Below are 25519 nucleotides of genomic sequence, written 5' to 3'. Positions count from 1 at the left end.
TTAAGAATGATGAATAACGACACATCCATCACGGAAGGTTATATGCACTTGGACACTTTTTCTGTGCCCCGGTTACCCGATAAAAAGTTTTCCGATCAACAGCTATCCGGTCAACAACGCCGTTGCCATATGTTACTGATGCTATTTATGCCAGCACGCACAGTACAACTGGACACTATCAGCCAATTGAATGGCGTCGGGCTGCCGACTACCCGGCAAGATATAGCCGAGGTTGCCAATGAAATCCAGCGTTTCTACCATTTGCAGCTCAGTGCCAATGCCGATGACCCCTGCCTGATTCACGGCAGCCGGCTCGACAAAAGGCTCTGCCTCATCCACTGGTTACGCCGTGGATTACGTTATTGCCCTGAATTTGTTGAGTATCATTTTGCCCCCAGTTTATATGATGCGCTTTCATGGGATAACCACCTGATATCCGAGGAGTTGCCGCAAATAGTCGCTCAATGCGAACCTTACCTGAATCGTCAGCTCAATGAAAAAGACCGTCAGTTTTTACAACTGTATTTGGCCTATTGTGCTTGGGAGAGTCGGCAGCAAGCCCTGCCAGAGCTCTCTCTCGCCCAGCAACAATGGCTGGAGTGCAAACCGGCACAGGCAGCCGCTGACAGTTTGTTTGATTCATTTAATCCGCTATTAGGTAGCCCACTCGATAAGATCGAACGAGACGTGCTAATACTGATGCTGACAATGATTAAGGCACACAGTTATCACAGTACTCAGTCAGCAGAAGACTCACGCTTGGTCAATGCTATCAATCAGTTAGTAGCACACTTTCAACAGCTTTCGGGCATGACGCTGAGCAGCAATGAAATGCTGATGAACCAGCTTTTTGCCCATCTGGCCCCTGCTATTGAGCGCTGTTATTTCAATATCGGTATTGATAATTCATCACTGAAAGAAGTTAACCGCCAATATCCACGGCTGTTACGTACAACTCAGCAGGCGCTGGTCGCGTTTGAGCAAGAGTATCAAATTCAATTTTCTGCCGACGAGATTGCTTTAATAGCCATTAGTTTTGGTGCCTGGCTGATGCAGGATAATGCATTACAGGAAAAGCAGATTTTACTGCTGACGCGGAATAATCCGTTATTGGAAGAGCAAGTTGAACAGCAGGTTCGTGAGCTGACCCTGTTGCCGCTGCATATTAAATACTTACCGCATGATGTGTATTTGCAGTCCGGTGCCCCTGCCGGTACCGCGGTGGTGCTGACCCCTTATGCTGTGCGGCAACCTGAATCAATGCCCCCATTAATTCAGGTTTTATTGCCACTGACTGAACAACAAAACAACCAGTTACGTAGTTTGTTAGAATTGCCCTAGTGGCTAAGATTTTCTGGTGCCGCGACCACTCGCGGGCGAATAAACAGCGCGGGGATCACGATCAATGCCATAACCCAGAATACTCCGCCCTGATAGTGCTCGAACAGGAAACCAGAGATAACCGTCATCACCGCAATCCCTCCCCCCATCGCCAGTGCAGAATAAACTGACTGCAAACGGATGACATCTGGCCCTCGTCGAGCGGCAATAAAGCGCATTGCCGCCAGATGGCAAACAGTGAACGAGCCACAATGCAAGATTTGAATCAAAATGAGCCACGACAGTTCGGTGGTGGAGGCCATCAGGCTCCAGCGAATAATGCCGCTGATCGCGGAAAGCAGTAACAGGCTACGGGCTGTCCAGCGGCGGAAAAGAACATTACTGAATGCGAAGACCAGAATCTCGGCCACCACCCCCAATGACCATAAATAGCCAATGGTGGCAGTAGAGTAACCGGCATCTTGCCAGTAAATTGAACTGAAGCTGTAATAACCGGCGTGTGCGCCCTGCAACAGAGTTACACAGAGTAAAAAACGCCACACTTGCGAATCAGATAACAACACTTTCCAGCGAGTTGCGGCCACATTGCGGTGCTTAACCTCCCCCTGCGGCATGATGCTGGGTTTCAGCAATGCCCCCACTAGCATGGCTGAAACACCGAAAAGCAGGCTATAGAGGATGGCGGGATGGCCCCAGACAGAGACCAGCTTCCCGGTCAATGCCGAGCCAATAACAAAGGCCAGTGACCCCCATAGCCGGACTTTGCCGTAATCCATGGTTATCTGTTTTTGCCAGGTCGCTGCCAGCGCATCGGTCAGTGGTACTAATGGGCCAAAAAATAGGTTAAAACCGGCAATAACTATCATCAACCAGGCCCAACCATTACCAAACCAAAAGCCGATGGCAAGAGCCAATGCCAGGAGTGTCAAAATGCGGATTGCGGTAACCAGATGGGAAGGATCTTTAACGCCAGGAGCAATAATCAGGCTGCCGAGAAAGCGGGAAATCAACCCGGCACCAAGCAAAATACCAATGGTTTCAGGCGGTATCCCTTCCCCTTGCAACCAGATGCCCCAGAAAGGCAGGAAAATGCCATAAGAAAAGAAATAGGTGAAATAGCTGAGCGACAGCCAACGTGTTGATTGCAATACCATGAATCCCTCCGAGGTCAGCCGTTACTGTGACAGAGGCCTCGTCTGCTAGCAATGTTGTAATTATGCAAACATACAGTTTGTGATTAAATTCACATTTAAATCATACGGATTACAAATTACCAACAGCTGCTGCGATAGCTCCCGCATGACATCAAGAGCATTTTTATCCGCCTGCTATAGACATAAAAAAACCCGCATTACGCGGGTTTTATAAACTGACATCAATCTGACGATATTATGCGTAAACCGGGAAACGCGCACAGATAGCCAGAACTTTCTGTTTGATACGTTCGATGGTGGCTTCGTCGTTGATGTTATCCAACACATCACACATCCAACCAGCCAGCTCGCGAGATTCATCTTCTTTGAAACCACGACGAGTGATGGCTGGGCTACCGATACGCACACCAGAAGTGACAAACGGGCTTTTCGGGTCGTTAGGAACACTGTTTTTGTTCACGGTAATATTGGCACGGCCCAAGGCGGCATCCGCATCTTTACCCGTGATGTTTTTATCCACCAAATCAAGCAAGAACAGGTGGTTATCAGTGCCGCCAGAAACCACTTTGTAGCCGCGATCCAGGAATACAGACACCATTGCTTTCGCGTTCTTAGCCACTTGTTGCTGGTAAATCTTGAACTCAGGTTCCATGGCTTCTTTCAGCGCCACCGCTTTACCAGCGATAACGTGCATCAATGGGCCGCCTTGGTTGGCTGGGAATACCGAAGAGTTCAGTTTCTTATACAGATCTTCATCACCGCCTTTCGCCAAAATCAAACCGCCGCGTGGGCCAGCCAGTGTTTTGTGCGTGGTCGTGGTGACAACGTGTGCATGTGGAACTGGGTTAGGATAAACGCCTGCCGCTACCAAGCCCGCTACGTGAGCCATGTCCACGAAGAACCATGCGCCGATGCTGTCGGCGATTTCGCGCATTTTTGCCCAATCAACGATACCGGAATAAGCAGAGAAGCCGCCGATGATCATTTTTGGTTTATGAATTTCAGCCTGACGTGCCATATCTTCATAATCAATCTTGCCAGATTCATCAATACCGTAAGGGACGATATTGTACAGTTTACCGGAGAAGTTAACCGGTGAGCCGTGGGTCAGATGGCCGCCGTGCGCCAAATTCATCCCCAGAACGGTGTCGCCTGGCTGCAACAAAGCAGAGTAAACCGCCACGTTTGCTTGAGAACCGGAGTGCGGCTGAACGTTAGCGTAATCAGCGCCGAACAGCTCTTTAGCGCGATCGATTGCCAGTTGCTCAACGATATCAACATATTCACAGCCACCGTAATAACGCTTGCCCGGATAGCCTTCAGCATATTTGTTCGTCAACTGAGAACCTTGTGCCTGCATAACACGCGGGCTAGTGTAGTTCTCTGAGGCAATCAGTTCGATGTGCTCTTCCTGGCGCACCACTTCTTGCTCCATTGCACGCCATAGATCTGCATCATAATCGGCAATGTTCATTTCACGCTTTAACATCCGGCTCTCCTGACTTAACTAACATTTGGGGTCTATGCCACAGTGTAAACTGTTTTCCCCCCGTTAAGATAGGTCTTGACAGAGGTTTTTACGCAAACGATTGGCTCCAGACTGCGTAAGGCTTTGACCTGTTCAGAGTTCATCCAAAGCAACGGAATTATCCTCATATTCATTATGTGATTTTTTCACATTCTGTGAACTGGCACCGCGCAGTAAACCCTTATAAGGGCAATGTTGATTTACAAATTCAGTAGCGATCTATAAGATGCATTTAAAATACATGTATTGATTTGTAACTTATAATCCCAATCATTGGCATTGCAGCAGTCAAGGATAGCGGGAAGAAAAATAGTTGAAGAAAACAGTTAAGGAGCACCGCATGCTGGACCAACAAACCATCGCTACCGTTCAATCCACCATCCCATTACTGGCCGCTACCGGGCCGAAACTGACCGCGCATTTCTACGATCGCATGTTCGAACACAATCCTGAACTCAAACACATTTTCAACATGAGCAACCAGTTCAATGGCGATCAGCGCGAAGCCCTGTTCAACGCAATTTGTGCTTATGCCGCGAATATTGATAATCTGGCGGCGTTACTGCCCGCCGTGGAACGTATTGCCCAGAAACATACCAGCCTAAATATTAAACCAGAGCATTATTCTATTGTTGGTCACCATCTGATAAGCACTTTGGATGAAATGTTCTCCCCCGGTCAGGAAGTGCTAGATGCGTGGGCCAAAGCCTATGGTGTTCTAGCCGATGTGTTTATTACGCGAGAAAGCCAGATTTATGAGCAGAGTGAAACCAGCACTGGGGGGTGGAGGACTTTGCGCCGTTTTCGCCTCATCAAAAAAGAGATGCAGAGTGAGGTTATTTGTAGCTTCGAGCTAGCGCCAGAAGATGGTGGTCGAGTGCTGGATTTCAAACCGGGCCAATATCTGGGTATCTATATTGAAGATGAGCGTCTCGAATATCAGGAAATCCGCCAATATTCTCTGACCGCGGCACCAAACGGCAAAACATACCGTATTGCGGTGAAACGTGAAGAGCAAGGTACAGTGTCGAACTATCTTCATCAACAACTTAACGAGGGCGATACCGTCCGTGTTGCCCCGCCTCGGGGTGATTTCTTCCTCGATATTTCGCCCGAGACACCGGTGGCATTGATTTCTGCAGGTGTGGGTCAAACCCCCATGTTAAGCATGCTCAATACCTTGCATAACCAACAACATTCCGCCCCAGTGCATTGGCTGCATGCGGCTGAAAATGGGCGAGTTCATGCTTTTGCCGATGAAGTTTCAGCTATTGCAGAAAATATGCCGAATCTTAGCCGCCATGTGTGGTACCGCGAACCGAGCGAGCAGGATAATAAAGGGCAGGATTATCACAGCCAAGGCCTGATGGATCTCAGTTCACATCAGTGGCTGGCAGCAGATCCCAACAGGCATTATTACTTCTGTGGCCCATTAGCTTTTATGCAGTTTGCTGGTCGTCAGTTATTGGCACAAGGAGTGGCATCTGAGCGGATTCACTATGAGTGTTTCGGTCCGCATAAAGTCATTTAATTATTGAATTTTATTTAATTTCTTTCGGGGATGCTATTCGGCCTCCCCAACATATCGGTTATAAAAAATCCGTTTACTTATTGCTTTTAAATTTGGTAGAACGTGATTTAGATCTCATATATCCTAATTTAATATTGCCACGATGAGATATTCAGATGAATGTCTAAATGTTCATATAACTGAAAATTAATCGTGCGACTAAAATTATCCCCTTACTATTTATTGCCCAGTAACAGAACTTATTGCTGGGTGAATTAAGGCTGAATTGACCTACCATGAGTAAGAAATTCATAAAAAAAGAAGGGTTAGCATTAGTATCCATGGCGCGCTATTTAATTGGCGAACGCCCCGGTAATCGGCTTAAAACCATTGATGAGTTATCCGATGATTTCGGTATCTCCGTCGGTGTGGTGCAGCACGCATTAAAAGTGCTGGAGGCAGATAACGCGATTATCGTGGAACGTCGAGGCCGTAACGGAACCTTGCTGATTGATCTGAATATGTCGCTGTTACTGCAACAGGCCGATCTGGGTAATATGGTGTGCGCTATGCCACTGCCCTACACCAAACTTTATGAAGGTCTGGCGAGCGGTTTAAGGCAACAATTTACCTTACTTCCCCTTTATTTTGCCCATATGCGTGGGGCTGAAGTACGTATCGAATGTCTGATAGATGGCATTTACGATATGGCTGTCGTCTCCCATCTGGCAGCGAAAAGTTACTTAGCACAAGGGAAAGTGTCGGTAGCGTTGAATCTGGGAAATGGCTCTTATGTGGATGGTCACCAACTGATTTGTCGTCGTGGTGAACAGCATAATATCCGCCGCGTAGGGCTAGATCCGCGTTCGCCAGACCAGTGTCTACTGACTGAGATTAAGTTTGCCGGACAACCTATCGAAGTAGTTGAATTGCCTTATAGTGATTGTATCGCCCATATTAACCGTGGTGATATTGATGCTGCTATTTGGAATCTGGCGGATAATATTCCCCATGAAGATTTGCAGGCAATAAAATTACAGGGCGATGAGCGTTATATCCAAGCCTCGCAGGCGGTTATCCTTATCCGGCCTGATAATCACCCAATAAAATTGCTGTTGGAAAAAGGCATTAATGAAACATTGCTGCTTGACCACCAGCGGGCGGTACAGAATGGCGAGATAGAACCTCGCTATTAATCATAACAACCAGGCGATGAGCCGGACTATTTTCTGGAGGTCACTCTTTGGAGATTTGTATTGATGCGCGTCTCAATATTCTGTGTCAATCAGGGGTTATCGACCCCGATATTGGTCAAGGACTCGATCAGGTTATCAACCGGTTAGAAAATTTTTGGCAGTTGCCGGTTCATAGCTCCCAAGGCGCTATGGCCATTACCCATATGGCAAATGCATTAATGCGCACCCGCCGCGGTGAAGAGATTAATGCGCTGGACCCAGCGATATTAGCGGAAATTACCCAAAGTGAAGATATTCACTATATTCGAGAGATCAATCAGGATCTATTGGCTTATTTTTCGCTAAAACCAGCAGAAAATGAAATCGGATATTTACTCGCCAACCTTTACGGTCTATACCTTTCTAGTGACATGCCCACTTTGCGTTAAGTTAATTTATTAGGGCACAGTTATAGAAAATATAGCATCAGGGCACTTTTATAATAAATATTCAAAATAATGATAATTTAATTAAATCTGTGATGCCGTGGACAATCAGGACATAAAATGTTTTTAAAAACCCTGTTAAAACAAAATACTCAATTAATTGATGCGGCTATTTCTTTTTGGCACCAGGGGAAAATTTCTCCTGATAGCTATGTCATTGATGTTGAACAGACAGAAGCGAATGCTCGCCTGCTGCTTGAAACAGCAAGTCGTTACCAGATAAAACTGTATTTGATGAGTAAGCAATTCGGGCGAAACCCGGAGTTATGCCGCCGCCTGCTGGCTTGCCAATATCAGGACCAGCGCTATCAGGGCATGGTAGCCGTTGATTTTAAAGAAGCGCGCCAGCTTTATCGCCACGCCATTCCTGTTGCTCATATTGGGCATTTGGTCCAACCACCTTCTGGCATGGTGGACGAAGTTGTTCGCCAACGACCTGAAGTCATTACTGTTTTCTCATTAGAAAAGGCACTGGAAATATCGCAGGCCGCCCATCGTCAGCATATTATCCAGCCACTCATGCTGAAAGTTTGCCAATCTGGCGACTTATTATATGCCGGGCAGGAAGCTGGTTTTGAATTAAGCCAGCTACCCGCAGTGATTGCAGCTTTGAGAGAGATGCCGGCGGTACGATTAGTCGGGATAACACATTTTCCCTGCATGCTATATGACTCCCAGTCACAGCGGACTTCGCCAACAGCCAACATGCATACTCTACTGGCCGCGCGGAATATTTTACAGGCACAGGGGGTGAGTATTGAGCAGGTGAATGCCCCCTCAGCAACCAGTTGCACCACCCTGCCTCAATTGGCTCAATGGGGGGTGACACACAGTGAGCCGGGCCATGCCCTCACCGGTACCATTCCTGCCAATCAGCATGGTGACCAACCAGAACAGATATCCATGCTTTATCTGTCCGAGATTTCCCATCATTTTGCGGCTAACAGTTATTTATTTGGTGGCGGCCATTATCGTCGCGGCCATTTACAGAATGCATTGATTTGGCACGATAACCAATTTAGCCAAAGCACGATATTACCGATTGATGATGACAGTATCGATTATTGCCTGCGACTCGCAGGACAGTTCCCGGTCGGCAGCCCGGTTATCATGAGTTTCCGTACCCAAATATTTGTTACTCGCAGTGACGTGGTTTTGATTGATGGCATCCAAAGTGGAAACCCGCGCATAATGGGTCGCTATGATAGTCAGGGCAATAAACTGCCAGAATAGTAAGCGATACTAATAGAATCAATCTTCCGTATAATGACTGACTTGCTTCGGAGCCTGCCCGATGATCAATCCCAATGGATATACCTACGCCCACGAACATCTGCATATTGATTTGTCCGGATTTAAAAATAATCTGGACTGTCGCTTGGACCAATATCAACCCATTTGCGACGAAATGCGTGAATTAGTGGGCAAAGGTGTGGCGAATATCGTCGAAGTCACCAATCGATACATGGGGCGCAACCCTCAGTTTTTATTGAATTTGATGCGCGACAGTGGCATAAACGTTATCGCTTCAACCGGATATTACACCGACAGTTTCTATCCGCCGATGGTGCGCGAGAGTAGCGCGCAACAATTAGCGCAGACCATGATTGATGAGATTGAGATTGGTATTGATGGAACTGAGCTAAAAGCCGGTGTTATTGCTGAAATTGGTACCAGTGAGGGTGTGGTTACCCCTGATGAAGCAAAAGTCTTTCATGCCGCAGCGCTGGCTCACCATGCAACTGGCCTTGCCATTTCTACCCATACCAGTTTCAGTACTATGGGGTTGCAACAAATAGCCCTGCTCAAACAGTATGCGGTCCCACTGGATCGGGTGGTTATCGGCCATTGTGACCTGAAAGAACAGCCAGACCTTATTATGAAAATGATCGATATGGGCGTATATGTCCAATTCGACACCATTGGTAAAAATAGCTATTTCCCGGATGAGCGCCGTGTCGCCATGTTAGTTACCCTCGCCGAACATGGGTTATTAGATAGGGTTATGCTGTCGATGGATATCACCCGTCGCTCACATTTAAAAGCCAATGGCGGCAGTGGATTTAGCTATTTAGTTGATTCGTTTGTTCCCATGTTACTGGCCGCAGGGATTTCCCACGATCAGGTGGAAATGATGTTGCGCCACAATCCTAATAAATTTTTCAAGACGCAAGGAAAGTGATTATGAAGAAGATTGGCATTGCCGGGCTGCAACGAGAGTTAATACGCGAAATGATTGAGCAGACGGCACCGAATACTTTCGAGACTTTTATTCTCTCGGATATGGATGCCGCCCTAAAAGTCAAAGAAGGCCAATTGGATTATTATATCGGTGCCTGTAATACCGGTGCTGGAGCGGCATTATCAATGGCTATCGCAATTATTGGCTATAACAAAAGTGCCACTATTGCCAAGCCTGGCATCAAAGCAAAACCTGAGCAGATAGAAAAGTTTGTCGCTGAGGGCAAAGTAGCCTTTGGCTTGTCGGTCGAACATATTGAACATGCCATCCCACTGCTGATTACGCAACTGCGCTAAGGGGACCACCGTGGATTATATTCATATTGTTGTGGTTGCCCTGCTGACAGGGATGACCGCGCTGCTTTCTCACCGTTCTGTCGCCGTGTTCCATGACGGTATTCGCCCTATTCTTCCGCAATTGGTTGAAGGTAATATGAGCCGCCGTGAAGCCGGCAGTATCGCTTTCGGCCTGAGTGTCGGCTTTATTGCCTCCGTCGGTATCTCATTTACTCTCTCCACCGGCTTGCTTAACTCTTGGTTACTGTTCCTGCCGACAGACATCATTGGCGTATTGGCGATCAATAGCTATCTGGCCTTCGCGCTAGGTGCCGCCTGGGGTATTTTGGCTCTTACCAGCTTGCCCGCCGTCAACACCGCCTTAACCTCATTGCCGGTGAACTTTATTGGCTCACTGGGGGAGCTAAGCAGCCCGGTAATTTCCGCCTTTGCCCTGTTCCCTCTGGTGGCTATTTTCTATCAATTTGGCTGGAAAACCGCGGTTGTTTCCGCCTTTATCGTGCTGCTAACCCGCCTAATTATCACCCGTTTCACCGGCCTATTCCCTGAATCTATTGAAATTTTTGTCGGTATGATCCTGCTGATCGGTATCGCCATCGCACAAGATTTACGGGCCAAAACCCACCTGGGAGGTGGTGGCGGGCACTCTGTTTTCGAAGAGCGAACCCAACGAATAATTAAAAACCTACCCATGCTGGCAATTGTCGGCGGGTTAATTTCTGCCGTCGCGAGTATGAAAATCTTCGGCGGCAGTGAAGTGTCGATTTACACACTGGCCAAAGCCTATGCGCCGGGTATCACACCAGAAGAGTCATTAGCTTTGATCCACCAAGCATCATTGGCCGAGTTTATGCGTGGCCTCGGCTTTGTGCCCCTGATAGCCACCACCGCGCTGGCGACGGGTGTCTATGCGGTTGCTGGCTTCACCTTTGTGTTTGTGGTCGGTTATTTGGTCCCTAACCCATTGCTGGCAGGGATAATTGGAGCGGTTGTAATATCGCTGGAAGTATTGATGTTGCGCTCAATCGGCAAGTGGCTGGGCCGCTTCCCTTCGGTGCGTAATGCCTCCGACAATATTCGTAACGCCATGAACTTGTTGATGGAATATGCGCTGTTAATCGGGGCTATTTTTGCCTCGATCAAAATGGCCGGTTATACCGGTTTCACTATCACCACAGCCCTGTATTTCCTCAACGAAGCTATTGGCCGCCCAGTGATGAAGATTGCCGCACCTGTGGTGGCGGTGATTATCGCCGGTGTGGTGCTTAACCTGTTCTATTGGTTGGGGCTATTTGTTCCCGCCTAATCCCGCCAATCTGCCGTCGCAGGGATATCAAGAAGTTTGGGATATCAAGAAGTTATAGAAACATAAGCTAAAAAGCCCGTTCGTCGCAAAACGAAACGGGCTTTTTACTGCATGACAGATAGCAATTAAATCGCTTCTTCGTCCTGCTCACCAGTACGAATACGTACTACGCGTGAAACATCAAAGACAAAGATTTTACCGTCGCCAATTTTACCGGTCTGGGCAGTTTGCATAATCGCTTCTACACAGGTATCGACGATATCGTCAGCAACAACAATCTCAATTTTCACTTTTGGCAGGAAATCCACCATATACTCAGCACCACGGTACAGCTCGGTATGCCCTTTCTGGCGGCCAAAACCTTTAACTTCTGTTACCGTCATCCCGGTGATACCGACTTCAGCCAGTGCCTCACGGACATCATCGAGTTTGAATGGCTTAATAATCGCGTCAATTTTTTTCATGGTGAATCCCTGTTTTTACCAATTCTTGCGGCCAAAGCCTGATGTAATCGGATAGCGTCTATCTTTGCCAAAATTGCGGGCGGTGATACGCGGCCCAACAGCTGACTGACGCCGTTTGTATTCATTGATATCTACCAGGCGGATGACTTTACGCACGATAGTTTCATCAAAACCGTCAGCAACCAAATCTGCAACTGACTTATCCTGCTCGACATACCCTTCGAGAATGGCGTCCAAAATATCATAAGGTGGCAGGCTATCCTCATCTTTCTGATCCGGTGCCAGCTCCGCTGATGGTGGACGGGTGATAACCCGTTGCGGAATCACATATGAAACGGTATTGCGATATTCTGATAATTTGAATACCAGCGTCTTGGGCACATCTTTCAGGACATCAAAACCACCAGCCATATCACCGTACAGTGTGGCATAGCCTACGGCCATTTCGCTTTTGTTACCGGTGGTTAATACAATGCTGCGGCGCTTGTTCGACAAGGCCATCAACACCACACCACGGCAGCGCGCTTGTAGGTTTTCTTCTGTAGTATCGCGCGCAGTACCCGCAAACATCGGCGACAATTGGCCCATAAAGGCATCAAACATCGGCTCGATGGAGAGCACATCAAATTCAATCCCCAGAATTTCAGCTTCTTCTTTGGCATCAGCAATACTGATATCTGCGGTGTAACGGAACGGCATCATCAATGCCTGGACCTTATCTTTACCTAACGCATCCACAGCAATCGCCAGTGTGAGTGCCGAGTCAATCCCGCCGGAAAGCCCCAATACCGCGCCATTAAAGCCATTCTTAGTGACATAATCACGCACCGCCAATACCAGCGCTTCATACACTTGCGCCAGTGGTGGTAACTCTGCGGCTGGTGCCATCATCGGCACCACTTCACACTCATTGAATTGCACCAAGGCGGTTTGTTCAGCAAAGGCCGCCAGACGATGAGTCATATTGCCAGCAGCATCAAACACTTTGGAACAGCCGTCAAAAATCAGCTCATCCTGCCCGCCAATCTGGTTGAGATACACCAATGGCAAGCCGGTACGCTGGCAATGAGCCGCCATCAAGGTTTTGCGGATATAAGGCTTTTCACGATTATAAGGCGAAGCATTGATCGACAACACTATTTCTGCGCCAGCCGCTTTAGCCGCATCAACCGGGCCATCGAACCAGAGATCTTCACAAATAAGCAGGCCCAGACGGTAGCCTTTTAGCTCTACCACGCAGGTGTCATGGCCAGCTGAGAAATAGCGCTTCTCGTCAAATACGCCGTAGTTGGGGAGTTGCTGCTTGAAATAGCGCGCTTGCAATTTGCCATCAGCAAACAGCGACAGTGCATTATAGAGATTACCCGCCTCACGCCATGGATGACCGACCAACACCGCCGTTTGCTGCGCTGCCGCCTGTAAACGATCCAATTGTGCTTCGCAGCGTTGATAGAAATCATCACGATACAGCAGATCTTCGGGCGGATACCCAGACAGAGCCAGCTCAGAGAACATGACCAGTGAGGCTCCCGCCTTCTGCTGCTCATGTAAGGTTTGCAACATACGTTCAGTGTTGCCTTCGATATCGCCGACCAACCAATTTAGCTGGGCTAGTGCAATGGAAAGTTTTCTGCTCATTTGTATTTAAACTCTGCTTCAGTTTTATACCCATCATCTTTCAAGCTGTAGAGGTGTTACCTGTATCTTGAAATCTACTGGGTATATCAGGAAAAACTTTTGTCAGTAACTCACTTTGCCAGCCACTAACCGTTATTATTCTTTAAAATCATTAGCATCTAGCTCATGGCGCGACAATAGCTTGTAAAATTCGGTCCGGTTACGCCCGGCCATCCGCGCCGCCTGAGTCACATTGCCTTTGGTGATTTGCAGGAGTTTACGCAAATAATTCAACTCGAATTGATTACGTGCCTCTACAAAGGTCGGTAATGCGGTGTTTTCCCCTTCCAGCGCCTGTTCAACCAGCGCTTCACTGATAACCGGGGCTGAGGTTAATGCCACACATTGTTCAATTACGTTCACCAACTGGCGCACGTTACCTGGCCAGCTGGCGGTCATCAGCCGCTTCATGGCGTCTGTTGAGAAGCTACGGACAAAAGGCTTATGGCGTTTGGCTGATTCACGTAACAAATGGTTAGCCAACAGCGGAATATCCTCTGAGCGCTCATGTAGCGCCGGAATTTTTAGATTCACTACATTCAAACGATAGTAGAGATCTTCACGGAATTCATTCTTGGCCATCGCTTTTGGCAAGTCGCGGTGAGTGGCTGAAATCACCCGCACATCAATACTTAAATCACGGTTGCTGCCCAATGGGCGCACTTTGCGTTCCTGCAATACTCGCAGCAGTTTTACCTGCAAAGACAGCGGCATATCACCGATTTCATCCAAAAACAGTGTGCCACCTTCGGCGGCCTGAAATAGCCCTTCACGGCTGCTCACTGCCCCGGTAAACGCCCCCTTGGCATGACCAAAGAGTTCTGATTCCAGCAACTGTTCAGGTAATGCACCACAGTTTATCGCGATAAACGCTTTTTTTGCCCGCGGGCTGGCGGCATGAATAGCTTGCGCCAACACCTCTTTCCCGGTGCCACTTTGCCCGTTAATCAGCACACTGACATCAGATTGTGCCACCATTTTAGCCTGCTCCAGCAAGCGCAACATCACCGGGCTGCGGGTTACAATCTCTTCACGCCAGGTATCATCACCAGCAGGAATAGAAAGCTCCAAAGCTGCATCGATAGCTTTATATAAAGCATCGCGATCCACCGGTTTAGTCAGGAAGCTGAACACCCCCTGCTGAGTGGCAGCGACGGCATCCGGGATTGAGCCGTGAGCAGTCAGAATAATTACGGGCATACCCGGTTGATGCTTCTGGATTTCAGCAAACAGCGCCATGCCGTCCATTTCATCCATTCGCAAGTCACTGATAACCAGATCAATCTTCTCACGCATTAACAGACGCAATGCTTCCTGCCCGCTTTCTGCGGTGGTGACATTAAAACCTTCACTGGTTAAACGCATCCCCAGCAACTTAAGTAAGCTGGGGTCGTCATCAACCAGCAGTAGATTGGCCGGTTTGCGTGGCGTCATGAGATTCCTTATTAGTCGCAGGTGGGACGTCAGTTGGCGGTACGACTGGCGGTGTATAAGTATCAGCCGGTTTTTCTACCGATTGCGGCGCAGGTTTACTCTCTACCTGAGGTTCTGCGGGCTTATTCTCAACAGGTTTGGCTTCTACTGGCTTGGCCTCGACTGGCTTAGTTTCAGCTGGTTTAGCCTCAGCGGGTTGACTTTCAACAGGCTTAGTTTCAGCTGGTTTAGTTTCTGCCGGCTTGCTTTCTATCGGCTTGCTTTCTGCCGGTTTAACTTCAGCAGGTTTAGCTGGCTCGACCTTTGGCTGAGGTTTGGCCTCGACAGGTTTCGGCACCACTGATGCTGCGGCTTTACTATCGGCATCAGTCTCAGGAATTTCATTTTGTAGCTGCTTACGCGATGAAAGCTGGCGTTCAATATCCGTTAGGTTTTCTAACTTACGGGTGGTATCCAGCAAGTTGTATTGCAAGCGGACCTGACTTTCCCGCAGCCTATCAATCTGCCCGTCTGACTCCTCTTGCAAGCGCTGGTACCGCGTGCGCTCTTCTGCCAGAGAGATACGCAGCACCTGCTGCTCACGCCAGAGCTGAATCAGTGGGCGTACCGCGCCGGGGAAGCTTTGGCTATAGCTGTTCATCCGCTCAACTACCTGACGGCGCTCTGCAATAGACGGCTCCGAGCTGCTCAGCAGAATGCCTTGCTTAAAGGCGGCTGACCATGTCACTACCGGTAACGTTTTCGCTAACGCCCGCGCTTGGGTGGAACCCAGGCGCTCAGCACAATCCATTGCCCGCAACCAGTAAAGGGAGTTTTCAAGTGTCTCTTTATCATCAAGATCCCACAGTACATCACAGGATAACGTTCGATAATCGACGATTTTCGTTTCCGGGATCACCATTTGAACCGCCTGTGAAAAGCGGCCAGCGGTCGGATTAGCAGTACACCCTGTCAGTAATAGAGGGGCCAGCAATAAAGCTCGCCAAAAAATACTCGAACCCAACCCGCCCGCTGGCATTGCCGCCGCAGTTGAGGTTGGTGAGGTTAAAAAGGCGGTCTTTTTAATCATGCTGCCCATAGACCATTTGTACATTATTTATTCATTCTCGGCGGTTAATGGCAATTCAATACGGAAACAGACGGGGGCATAATCCACGGACACCAATTGCAAGTCACCTTGCATACGTTTGATACAGTCCTGCGCAATACTCAACCCCAACCCGCTGCCTTTGACAGCCCCTTTTCGCTGATGACTTCCCTGGAAAAAAGGCTCAAATATCATGGTTTCTTCTGATACCGGGATCGACGCCCCAGTATTAGCGATATCAATTTGCACGCGGTTATTCACCTGACGGCTACGAATCCAAATGGTACCGGATTCCTCGCCATAGTGCACCGCATTGGAGTAGAGATTGTCTAATACTCGCATCAATAAGGTCGGATCTGCCCAACAAATGTCCGCCGCAAGATCCGTCTCGGTACGAATCATCTTTGCTCGCGCGGGCAGACTGTGGGCCGCAATCACATCTTCAACCATCTCGACCAATTCAACATTTTCAAGTTCACCGGGGCCATCGGCCAATTTCCGGTTATAGTCCAATAATTGCTCAATTAATAATTGTAGATGGCGGCTGCTGTTATCAAGGATAGCGACCACCTCTTTTTGATCTTGGGTCAATGGCCCAGCAACCTCATCGGCTAACAATTCGGTTCCTTCGCGCATACTGGCTAATGGCGTTTTCAACTCATGCGAAATATGGCGCAAAAACTCATGGCGCTGTGATTCTAACCAAGCTAAACGTTCGCTGAGCCAAATTATACGTTGCGCCAATGAACGTAACTCTCGCGGCCCTTTAAACAAGGCGGTATTCCCCAGTGGCCGTCCTTCTCCCAGACGATTAATCATTCGTTCAATGCCTTTAACTGGCCCGATAATCATCCGAGTGAATAGCACCACCAGCAGCACACTGACCAAAAACAGCAATAGGGATTGCCAGCCAAAGAATTGCCCCCGTTCGGCGATATCTTTCTGTAATTGCTGACCCCGAGAGAAGATAACGTCACGAGTGGCTTGTACCATTTCGGCATTTGAGCGGGAAAATTGCTCTAACAAGACAGAAGCATTCTGTTCTGGGCCACTATTTTTACATTGAATATCAGAAAGTTGAGTCAACAGCTCACGTAGAGTCTGGTAATAACGGGCGTCGGGCAGGATAGGCGCATGGGTGTCAAGCATCTGGGCATACTGTTTGCGCTGATGCTGATAGAGCTTTGCCAGTGTTGCATCATCTAATACGCAGTATTGACGATAACTGCGCTCCATTTCGAGCGCCACACTGGTCATCGCCTCACTGCGCCGGGCATCAGCCAGCGTAGTGCGGTTAATATCAGCCGCTTGAGTACTTAGGTGGTCAAGACTTTGATAAGCCTGGTATGCCAGCACCAATAAAGGAAGCAGCACCAACAGAAACGCCATGAGCACCAATTGACGTAAAGACCGAGGAAACAAACGCCATCTTTTCAACGAAATCATCTCATTACCTATCATTCTGTTGTGATGCTAACTGACTTTGTCAGGATTACAATGCCTGTTATCCAATTAACGCCGTCATACCCAGAGTAGAGATAAAAAAAAAGCACTTAGCGTTGAGCGAAGTGCTTTTAATTAATGCGCCTTTTCCATTATCGTCAGAATCATCATCAGACCTGCTTTTATAATAAGTTGCAGCGAAAATGGGAGCGTTATCTAGTGTAAAATAACTGACTTTAACAGTCATCAGATGTGACAACGGGGCAATAAATTGCCCCGTCGCAGAATATGTGGATGCCCTTAAACATCGTCTCCAGTTTGATGAAGCCGAGGCAATCATCGGGAGGATGAGACGAATAGCATCCAGACATGTCCAAAATTGATGAACCATTCATCACAGTAGGACATAGGCGGCACCTCACTCAACGTGTCGTCCGATGTTTGATAAGGTGCATTCACACGATATCGATTTAGGTGGACGATAGGTACCAGTCTTAGGCATCATTCGGTGGCTTATGAAGCGCATATTCCGCTTTACGGCGGGACTATCATAAAAAGTGAATGAGCAACTGTTAGAGATAATGCAGGTAGCGTGCCAAGTTTTATAAAAATAACTTAACGCAATGATTTTAAACGAAAATAATATTTAATAGTAAATTATTATTGTGATTGTATTAGTCAAATCGAGTGATCAAACCCGCTTTTGTCGCTATTACCCGACACTCAATATCCATTAAAATAAAATAGATAAAAATCAATATGTTAAATGTCTCCTTTTTGAGACAACCTACATCCCTATTGTCGCGATTTCCCGACACATTAGTTTAATCATTTTAAAATCAAATAATTACTAAAAAAACAGACTGCATTACCGCCAATATCTTCTCTCCTTATCAACCCCTTCGTCACACCACTGATGCCTGTTTAAATAATTATCACGTTATAAATTATGAGATTTAATCACCCTCACAAATGAGTCACGCTCATTACCTGGCTCTGGTAACTGATGAATCGATCACCAAAGTACAGAACGCAAAGCATCGACAATGGCTCATGCCTAGAGAAGCGATTCAACGGTATCTGCCACAGAATTTCACTGACCTATTATTAGGAAGGTACTCATATGCAAATCAGCTATATCACTTTGATCTGCGCGCTGCTGACAAGTTTCTTTGCCCCCGCGTCCCTCCTTGGCCATCACCCCGTCAAACTCATATTGATCGGTCAGGACTCTGCTACTGATAATTTTTCTGTGCATGGAATTCAAACCAATTATTGGCTCGAAAATAGCCAGGGGGAAGTTCCCATGACGGTAACAACACAAAGCCATTTATTAATCACCGCCTATATCTACGATCAATATGACAATGAGAAAGCACAAACCACGACACTTATTAATAATCGCTCGAAGGGAATGACGTTACCATTAAATGATTTTTCTGCTGGGGATTATCGATTAGTCATTACATCACTCGATACAAACCATCAGCTCGCGGATAAAACCTATTATATGACATTAACAAATACGACAGGTGAGGATTACTCCCGTTAATATCACGCTGTTATACCAAGGAATATAACAATGATAAATATTGCATCCCTACTGTTTTCCAGTTTTATCCTTTTCTCTCCTTTGGCATCATCCAGCCTTGATAACTTTCATAGTAGCACCAAGATATATAATACCTTCACATATCAGATAGCCCGCGCGCTGACTATGGCTGCAAACCCAAAGGAGAACCATTTGATTAGCTATAGTAGCTTCCCTGATTTTGATATTGTATTTACGGACTCATATTATAATCAAGAAGCAGCAGAATATAACATTTCCTTCTCAATAGAATCCGAAGAAATATTAAATTACAATACCTACATCCTCAACAGTAACAATATTGAAATAGTTAATACCGCTGGATTTATTAATAATAGCAAGAAGGTTATAACATTAAAAATGACCAGCACCCAACCTGGCACTTATCAAGTTATTATTGAATTGGCTGATAATAATAAAAAGATAAAAGAAATAACGCACACCATAGTTATTCCATAAATAGATAAATTGCCGTGTAAAAATAAGGGGGCGCAATGCCCCCTCTTATTCATTAACCCAATTGCTTACGTGCATTACGGAACATACGCATCCACGGGCTATCTTCGCCCCACTCTTCCGGGTGCCATGAATTACTCACCGTACGGAAGACTCGTTCAGGATGCGGCATCATAACCGTTGCGCGGCCGCTGGCACTGGTCACCGCCGTAATACCCTGCGCTGAACCATTCGGGTTAGCTGGGTATTGCTCGGTAACCACGCCTTGGTTATTCACAAAGCGCAATGCCACCAAATTGCTCTGTTCTAATGTCGCCAAATGCGCCGCGTCACGCACTTCCACGCGCCCTTCACCATGTGAAACAGCAATTGGCATACGGGAACCGGCCATATCCTGCATAAACAGTGATGGGCTATTGGCCACTTCAACCAGACTGAAACGCGCTTCAAAGCGATCGGACAGGTTACGGACAAAACGTGGCCAGTGCTCAGCACCGGGGATAAGCTCACGCAGATTAGACATCATCTGGCAACCGTTACAAACCCCCAGCGCCAGAGTTTCAGGACGATGGAAGAAAGCTTCGAACTCATCGCGCACGCGGTTATTGAACAGAATGGACTTCGCCCAACCTTCACCGGCACCCAGTACGTCGCCATAAGAGAAACCGCCACACGCCACTAAAGTCTGGAAGGATTGCAAGTCTGTGCGCCCCGCCAGCAAGTCACTCATATGCACATCAATCGCATCAAAACCGGCACGGTGGAAGGCAGCAGCCATCTCAACATGGGAGTTAACCCCTTGTTCACGCAGCACCGCCACTTTTGGTCGCGCCTGCTTGATGATATAAGGTGCGGCAATATCTTCAGCCGGATCAAAGGTCAGTTTCACATTTAAACCAGGATCACGTTCATCCTGTTTGGCTTGATGCTCCTGATCGGCGCAGTCAGGGTTATCGCGCAGGCGCTGCATCTGCCAAGTGGTTTCAGCCCACCACAAGCGCAGAGTGCTGCGTTTTTCGCTGTATACCATCTCAATGCCACTGCGGATATCAAAGGTATCACCCGCAACAGCACGGCCCAGATAGTGAACACAGTTTGCCAAACCATGATCTGCCAGAACTTTTTCTACCGCAGCTTGTTGCTCGGCACGCACCTGAATCACCGCACCCAGCTCTTCGTTAAACAGCGCCGCCAGAGCATCATCGCCCAAGACGTGAATATCTGCCTGCACACCACAATGACCAGCAAAGGCCATTTCCGCCAGTGTCACCAACAAACCACCATCAGAGCGGTCGTGATAAGCCAACAGTGCCTGATCCGCCACTAAGCGCTGCATCGCATTGAAGAAACCGGCCAATTGCTGCACATCGCGCACATCAGCCGGTTTATCCCCGAGCTGACGATAAACCTGAGTCAGTGCCGTCGCACCCAGGGCATTGTGGCCTGCGCCTAAATCAATCAGCAGCAGCGCGTTATCACCCTTATCAGTACGTAATTGCGGTGTGACGGTATGACGGACATCTTCGACACGAGCAAAAGCAGTAATCACCAATGATAACGGCGAGGTCATTTCGCGCTGCTCGTCACCTTCCTGCCAGCGGGTTTTCATCGACATAGAGTCTTTGCCCACCGGGATGGTAATTTCCAGCGCCGGACATAACTCTTCACCCACGGCACGTACTGCTTCATATAAGCCAGCATCTTCACCCGGATGCCCAGCGGCGGACATCCAGTTAGCCGACAGTTTAATGCGCTTGAGTTCACCAATTTGGGTCGCGGCAATATTCGTCAGTGCTTCACCCACCGCCAGACGGGCAGAGGCAGCGAAGTCCAGCAAGGCCACTGGCGCACGTTCGCCCAATGACATCGCTTCGCCATAGTAACTGTCCAGACTGGCACTGGTTACGGCACAGTCAGCCACCGGAATCTGCCATGGGCCGACCATCTGATCCCGGGTCACCATGCCCGTTACAGTACGGTCACCAATGGTGATCAAGAAGGTTTTCTCCGCCACCGCTGGCAGATGCATAACACGTTTTACGGCATCGGCAATGCTGATTTCAGCCCGTTGCAGCGCCTCACCCTGAGCCTGAAGGCGGGTCACATCACGCAGCATTTTCGGGGTTTTGCCTAACAGCACATCCAGCGGCATATCAATTGGCTGATTGTCGAAATGACGGTCATTCAGGGTCAGATGCTTCTCTTCGGTAGCTTCACCGATAACTGCATATGGCGCGCGTTCACGGCGGCAAATTTCATCAAATTGTGCCATCTGCGCCGGGGCAACCGCCAGAACATAACGTTCCTGAGATTCGTTACACCACACTTCCAGCGGGCTCATGCCCGGCTCGTCGTTAAGGATGTCGCGTAGCTCAAAGCGACCACCACGGCCACCATCGCTGACCAACTCCGGCATGGCATTAGATAAGCCGCCCGCGCCGACGTCATGAATAAACAGAATCGGGTTGTGGTCACCTAACTGCCAGCAGCGGTCGATCACTTCCTGACAACGACGTTCCATTTCTGGGTTATCGCGCTGTACCGAAGCAAAATCCAGATCCGCATCGGATTGACCAGAGGCCATAGAAGAGGCAGCACCGCCGCCCAAACCGATATTCATCGCCGGGCCACCAAGCACCACCAGTTTGGCACCGACAACTATCTCGCCTTTTTGCACATGGTCAGCGCGGATATTACCTATCCCACCGGCCAGCATGATGGGCTTATGGTAGCCACGTAACTCAGTGCCGTTATGGCTGTTGACGCGCTCTTCATAGGTACGGAAGTAGCCCAGCAGCGCCGGACGACCAAATTCGTTATTAAATGCCGCGCCGCCCAATGGGCCTTCGGTCATGATATCCAGCGCAGTAACAATGCGATCTGGCTTGCCGAAATTCTCTTCCCATGGCTGTTCAAAACCCGGGATACGCAAGTTAGAAACCGAGAAGCCCACCAAGCCAGCTTTAGGTTTAGCACCACGCCCGGTGGCACCCTCATCACGAATTTCACCACCAGAACCAGTAGCAGCACCCGGCCACGGTGAAATCGCCGTTGGATGGTTATGGGTTTCAACTTTCATCAGGATATGTGCCGCTTCCTGATGGTAGCCATAAACACCGTTTTCTGGTGCCGCAAAGAAGCGCCCAACCTGAGAACCTTCCATCACCGCCGCATTGTCTTTATAAGCAGACAACACGTAATCCGGTGTGTGTTCAAAGGTATTTTTAATCATTTTAAACAGTGTCTTAGGCTGAGCCACACCGTCAATTATCCAATCCGCATTAAAAATCTTATGGCGGCAATGCTCAGAGTTGGCCTGAGCAAACATATACAGCTCGATATCTGTTGGGTTGCGCCCAAGGCCAGTAAAGGCTGCCAGCAGATAATCGATTTCATCCGGTGCCAGTGCCAGACCCAATTTAGCGTTGGCCTGCTCCAGTGCACTGCGACCTTGAGCCAAAATATCCACCCGTTGTACCGGGGCGGGCTGGTGATGAGAGAACAGTTGCTCAGCTTGTTGCAAGTCGGTGAATACCGTTTCCATCATGCGGTCATGCAGCAGTGCCGATAATTGTTGCCATTGGCTGTCATTCAGGCTCGGGCCTTGGATATAGAAAGCCAGACCGCGCTCCAAGCGCAGAACCTGTGGCAAAGCACAGTTGTGCGCGATATCCGTCGCTTTGGACGACCACGGAGAAATTGTCCCCGGTCTTGGCGTCACCAGTAATAAACGTCCTTGTGGCGCATGTTCAGGGAGAGATGGCCCATATTGAAGCAGCCGCTGGAGTCTGGCGTGTTCATCAGCACTCAGTGGGGCGCTGACATCGGCAAAGTGAACATATTCGGCGTAAATATCATCAACCGGCAGGTTAGCGTCCTGGCAACGGGACAGCAGTTTGGTAATGCGAAAAGCCGACAAAGCGGGCGAACCACGCAGTATTTCCATAATCTAAGTTTCTCTCGTCTTCGAAGCGACTGGAACAGCACTTCATTGGGCGCAACAGGGGAAAACGCGCGCCATTATAGTGAATCTAAGCCGCCGACGAAACCGTTTGCGTATCTATTATTAATAATTGCGTAAGAAACCTCTGTCAGAGATATACGTTGAATAGCGGATAAATAAGCACGCAATAAAGTTGCACACTGACGATTTGTTGCGCAAAATGCCACTCCACTGGGGATTTAACCATGTCGATTTCTGCTTTACGACACACATATAAAGAGCGCTGCCGAGAGATAACTATTTGACGCGCATAAAATTAAATTACTTTGTTATCGGTGTAGTTGCCATGCTTCTGGCCCTCGCGCTGTGGCCCAATATTCCTTGGCGCAATGGCCAAGAGGGGCAACTGGACCGCATAAAAGCCCGTGGTGAACTGCGAGTTAGCACAATAAGTTCACCGCTAATTTACTCTACCGGAAAGGATGGCCCTTCCGGTCTCGACTATGAGCTGGCAAAACGTTTTGCTGACTATCTAGGGGTTAAGCTGGTGATGACCCCACAGCATAATATTAATGATTTGTTTGATGCTTTAGATAGCGATGATGCTGACATGCTGGCCGCCGGGCTGATTTATAATAGTGAACGCCTGAACCGGGCGCGCACCGGCCCTGCCTACTATTCGGTATCGCAGCAATTGGTGTACCGACTGGGTCAACCGCGACCAAAATCATTCAGTGATTTAAAAGGCCAGTTGATTGTGGCCTCTGGTTCTGCCCATATGACCACATTGAAGCAGCTTAAACAGACCAAATATCCGGATCTTAACTGGGGGTCGTCCATTGACCGCTCCGGGAAAGAGCTACTGGAGCAAGTTGCCGACGGTAAGCTCGACTATACCCTTGGCGACTCCGTCACTATTGCCCTGCTGCAACGTATCCATCCACAATTGGCGGTGGCTTTTGACGTCACGGATGAAGAGCCAGTGACTTGGTATTTCCCACAAGGCAATGATGACAGCCTGTATGCGGCGATGCTCGACTTCTACAGCCAAATGGTAGAAGACGGCAGTTTGGCGCGTCTGGAGGAGAAGTATCTGGGCCATGTCGGCAGCTTTGATTATGTCGATACCAAAACTTTCCTGTCGGCCATCGATAACGTATTGCCCACTTTCCAGCACCTGTTTGAAAAACATGCGGGCGAAATTGACTGGAAGTTACTGGCCGCGATTGCTTATCAGGAATCCCATTGGAACCCGCAAGCAACCTCACCCACCGGGGTTCGAGGTTTGATGATGTTAACCCGCGCCACCGCCAGTGGGCTGGGGGTTAAAGATCGGGTTGATCCAGAAGAGAGCATTAAAGGCGGCTCGGTTTATTTGCAGCGCCTGATGCAGAAAGTACCGGATACCATCCCGGAAGATGAGCGAATCTGGTTCGCATTGGCGGCGTATAACCTCGGTTATGGCCACATGCTGGATGCCCGTCGATTGACCAAAAATCAGAATGGCAATCCAGATAGCTGGGTCGATGTCAAAATGCGGCTGCCGATGTTGAGCCAAAAGCGCTACTACCCAAGCACCACTTATGGCTATGCTCGCGGTCATGAAGCCTATAACTATGTCGAGAACATTCGCCGTTATCAGGTCAGTTTAGTGGGATACTTGCAGGAAAAAGAGAAGAAAGCTGCCCAACATGCCGCGATTGAAGCTGAGCTGGGCAAAGCTTACCCGGTGGTTGGGCCGGGCTGGTCAATCAATAATTAAGTCATTTACTGTCGGTGACGGCGCGTTTCAAGGCTTTTTGCTGTTCACGGCGCTGGCGGAAGAAGGCGCTCAACTGGTGGGAGCAGGCTTCAGCTAGCACCCCTGAGCAGACCTCTATCTGATGATTCATCCCGGGATGGCGCAAGATATCCACCAGTGATCCGGCTGCACCGGTTTTCAGATCATTCGCGCCATACACTAAGCGGCGAATCCGGCTATGCACCATGGCCCCGGCACACATCACGCAAGGTTCCAGCGTGACGTATAAAGTGGCATCTATCAGGCGATAATTTTGTACTGCCTGCCCACCCTGACGTAGTGCCATGATTTCCGCATGTGCAGTTGGGTCATTATCACGAATCGGCCGGTTCCAACCTTCGCCAATCACCTGATTATCCAGCACTAATATTGCCCCTACCGGCACTTCGCCCTCTTCTTGCGCGCGCAATGCTAACGCCAACGCTCGCTGCATCCAGTACTCATCACTGTATTCAGTTGGCGAATTACATTCAGAAGACAAATTATTATCAGTAGACACATTAACCTCTCTGGCACTTTTGCGGCGTGCATTATACACAGCCCTCGCCGCGTCTAACCAATATAA

The 25519-nt window shown here is 48.6% G+C and carries 20 protein-coding genes; 11 read left to right on the top strand and 9 right to left on the bottom strand.

The window, feature by feature from the left end; genetic code table 11:
• Positions 1-42 precede the first annotated feature (42 nt).
• Positions 43-1341, top strand: coding sequence for a stationary phase inducible protein CsiE (gene csiE, locus FTA96_RS05380; RefSeq protein ID WP_145531070.1), 1299 nt, complete (start codon positions 43-45; stop codon positions 1339-1341).
• Here csiE and FTA96_RS05375 read toward each other — a convergent pair.
• Positions 1338-2495: a 3-phenylpropionate MFS transporter gene (locus FTA96_RS05375; RefSeq protein WP_145573302.1), complete on the bottom strand. Its 1158-nt coding sequence runs from the start codon at positions 2493-2495 to the stop codon at positions 1338-1340. The genes csiE and FTA96_RS05375 overlap by 4 nt on opposite strands.
• Positions 2496-2730: 235 nt before the next feature.
• Positions 2731-3984, bottom strand: coding sequence for a serine hydroxymethyltransferase (gene glyA / locus FTA96_RS05370; RefSeq protein WP_145534613.1), 1254 nt, complete (start codon positions 3982-3984; stop codon positions 2731-2733).
• A 379-nt stretch (positions 3985-4363) separates the two neighbouring features.
• On the opposite strand from glyA, the gene hmpA reads away from it, so the two are divergent.
• From hmpA to FTA96_RS05335, 7 genes are all read left to right on the top strand, one after another.
• Positions 4364-5554, top strand: a complete 1191-nt coding sequence (gene hmpA, locus FTA96_RS05365) for an NO-inducible flavohemoprotein (protein ID WP_145505146.1) — start codon at positions 4364-4366, stop codon at positions 5552-5554.
• 275 nt (positions 5555-5829) lie between these two features.
• Positions 5830-6729 (top strand): GntR family transcriptional regulator YhfZ, encoded by a 900-nt coding sequence (yhfZ, locus tag FTA96_RS05360; RefSeq protein ID WP_050108055.1) that lies wholly within the window; start codon positions 5830-5832, stop codon positions 6727-6729.
• A 47-nt stretch (positions 6730-6776) separates the two neighbouring features.
• The gene (locus FTA96_RS05355; RefSeq protein WP_050108057.1) at positions 6777-7157 is read left to right on the top strand and encodes a PRD domain-containing protein; all 381 of its coding nucleotides are present in this window, start codon (positions 6777-6779) and stop codon (positions 7155-7157) included.
• Between the two features lie 117 nt (positions 7158-7274).
• Entirely contained in the window at positions 7275-8447 is a 1173-nt protein-coding gene (locus FTA96_RS05350; protein WP_050108060.1) for a YhfX family PLP-dependent enzyme, read from the top strand.
• 61 nt (positions 8448-8508) lie between these two features.
• Positions 8509-9396, top strand: a complete 888-nt coding sequence (locus FTA96_RS05345) for a phosphotriesterase-related protein (protein ID WP_050122974.1) — start codon at positions 8509-8511, stop codon at positions 9394-9396.
• A gap of 2 nt (positions 9397-9398) precedes the next feature.
• Entirely contained in the window at positions 9399-9752 is a 354-nt protein-coding gene (locus FTA96_RS05340; protein WP_050108064.1) for a DUF2620 domain-containing protein, read from the top strand.
• A 10-nt stretch (positions 9753-9762) separates the two neighbouring features.
• Positions 9763-11058, top strand: a complete 1296-nt coding sequence (locus FTA96_RS05335; RefSeq protein WP_072077873.1) for a YhfT family protein — start codon at positions 9763-9765, stop codon at positions 11056-11058.
• Positions 11059-11183: 125 nt separating this feature from the next.
• Here FTA96_RS05335 and glnB read toward each other — a convergent pair whose 3' ends face one another.
• The 5 genes from glnB to FTA96_RS05310 all read right to left on the bottom strand — a co-directional run bounded on the left by glnB (position 11184) and on the right by FTA96_RS05310 (position 17166).
• Positions 11184-11522 carry a nitrogen regulatory protein P-II gene (glnB, locus tag FTA96_RS05330; protein ID WP_002231018.1) on the bottom strand — a complete coding sequence of 113 codons (339 nt, stop codon included), beginning with the start codon at positions 11520-11522 and terminating at the stop codon, positions 11184-11186.
• A 15-nt stretch (positions 11523-11537) separates the two neighbouring features.
• Positions 11538-13160, bottom strand: a complete 1623-nt coding sequence (locus tag FTA96_RS05325; protein ID WP_050108067.1) for an NAD+ synthase — start codon at positions 13158-13160, stop codon at positions 11538-11540.
• Between the two features lie 135 nt (positions 13161-13295).
• Entirely contained in the window at positions 13296-14633 is a 1338-nt protein-coding gene (glrR, locus tag FTA96_RS05320; RefSeq protein WP_050108075.1) for a two-component system response regulator GlrR, read from the bottom strand.
• Positions 14596-15651, bottom strand: coding sequence for a two-component system QseEF-associated lipoprotein QseG (gene qseG, locus FTA96_RS05315; protein ID WP_145573377.1), 1056 nt, complete (start codon positions 15649-15651; stop codon positions 14596-14598). Before qseG ends, glrR begins: the two co-directional genes overlap by 38 nt.
• A 78-nt stretch (positions 15652-15729) precedes the next feature.
• Positions 15730-17166 carry a sensor histidine kinase gene (locus tag FTA96_RS05310; RefSeq protein WP_050108079.1) on the bottom strand — a complete coding sequence of 479 codons (1437 nt, stop codon included), beginning with the start codon at positions 17164-17166 and terminating at the stop codon, positions 15730-15732.
• A 1120-nt stretch (positions 17167-18286) separates the two neighbouring features.
• On the opposite strand from FTA96_RS05310, the gene FTA96_RS05305 reads away from it, so the two are divergent.
• Entirely contained in the window at positions 18287-18715 is a 429-nt protein-coding gene (locus FTA96_RS05305) for a hypothetical protein (protein ID WP_050122981.1), read from the top strand.
• A 30-nt stretch (positions 18716-18745) separates the two neighbouring features.
• A complete protein-coding gene (locus tag FTA96_RS05300) occupies positions 18746-19213 on the top strand; it encodes a hypothetical protein (protein ID WP_050122982.1) in 468 nt (155 codons plus the stop codon).
• A gap of 52 nt (positions 19214-19265) precedes the next feature.
• Here the strand turns inward: FTA96_RS05300 and purL are convergent, their stop codons facing one another.
• Positions 19266-23156: a phosphoribosylformylglycinamidine synthase gene (purL, locus tag FTA96_RS05295; protein ID WP_145573300.1), complete on the bottom strand. Its 3891-nt coding sequence runs from the start codon at positions 23154-23156 to the stop codon at positions 19266-19268.
• A gap of 298 nt (positions 23157-23454) precedes the next feature.
• Between purL and mltF the strand changes: the two genes are divergently transcribed.
• Positions 23455-24915: a membrane-bound lytic murein transglycosylase MltF gene (mltF, locus tag FTA96_RS05290; protein WP_050122986.1), complete on the top strand. Its 1461-nt coding sequence runs from the start codon at positions 23455-23457 to the stop codon at positions 24913-24915.
• A 1-nt stretch (position 24916) separates the two neighbouring features.
• Here mltF and tadA read toward each other — a convergent pair whose 3' ends face one another.
• Positions 24917-25492, bottom strand: a complete 576-nt coding sequence (gene tadA / locus FTA96_RS05285) for a tRNA adenosine(34) deaminase TadA (RefSeq protein ID WP_050122988.1) — start codon at positions 25490-25492, stop codon at positions 24917-24919.
• Between the last annotated feature and the right edge of the window lie 27 nt (positions 25493-25519).

It is taken from the genome of Yersinia alsatica (genome assembly GCF_902170305.1).
Lineage (GTDB): Bacteria > Pseudomonadota > Gammaproteobacteria > Enterobacterales > Enterobacteriaceae > Yersinia > Yersinia alsatica.
This window is presented reverse-complemented; position numbering and strand designations above follow the sequence as displayed.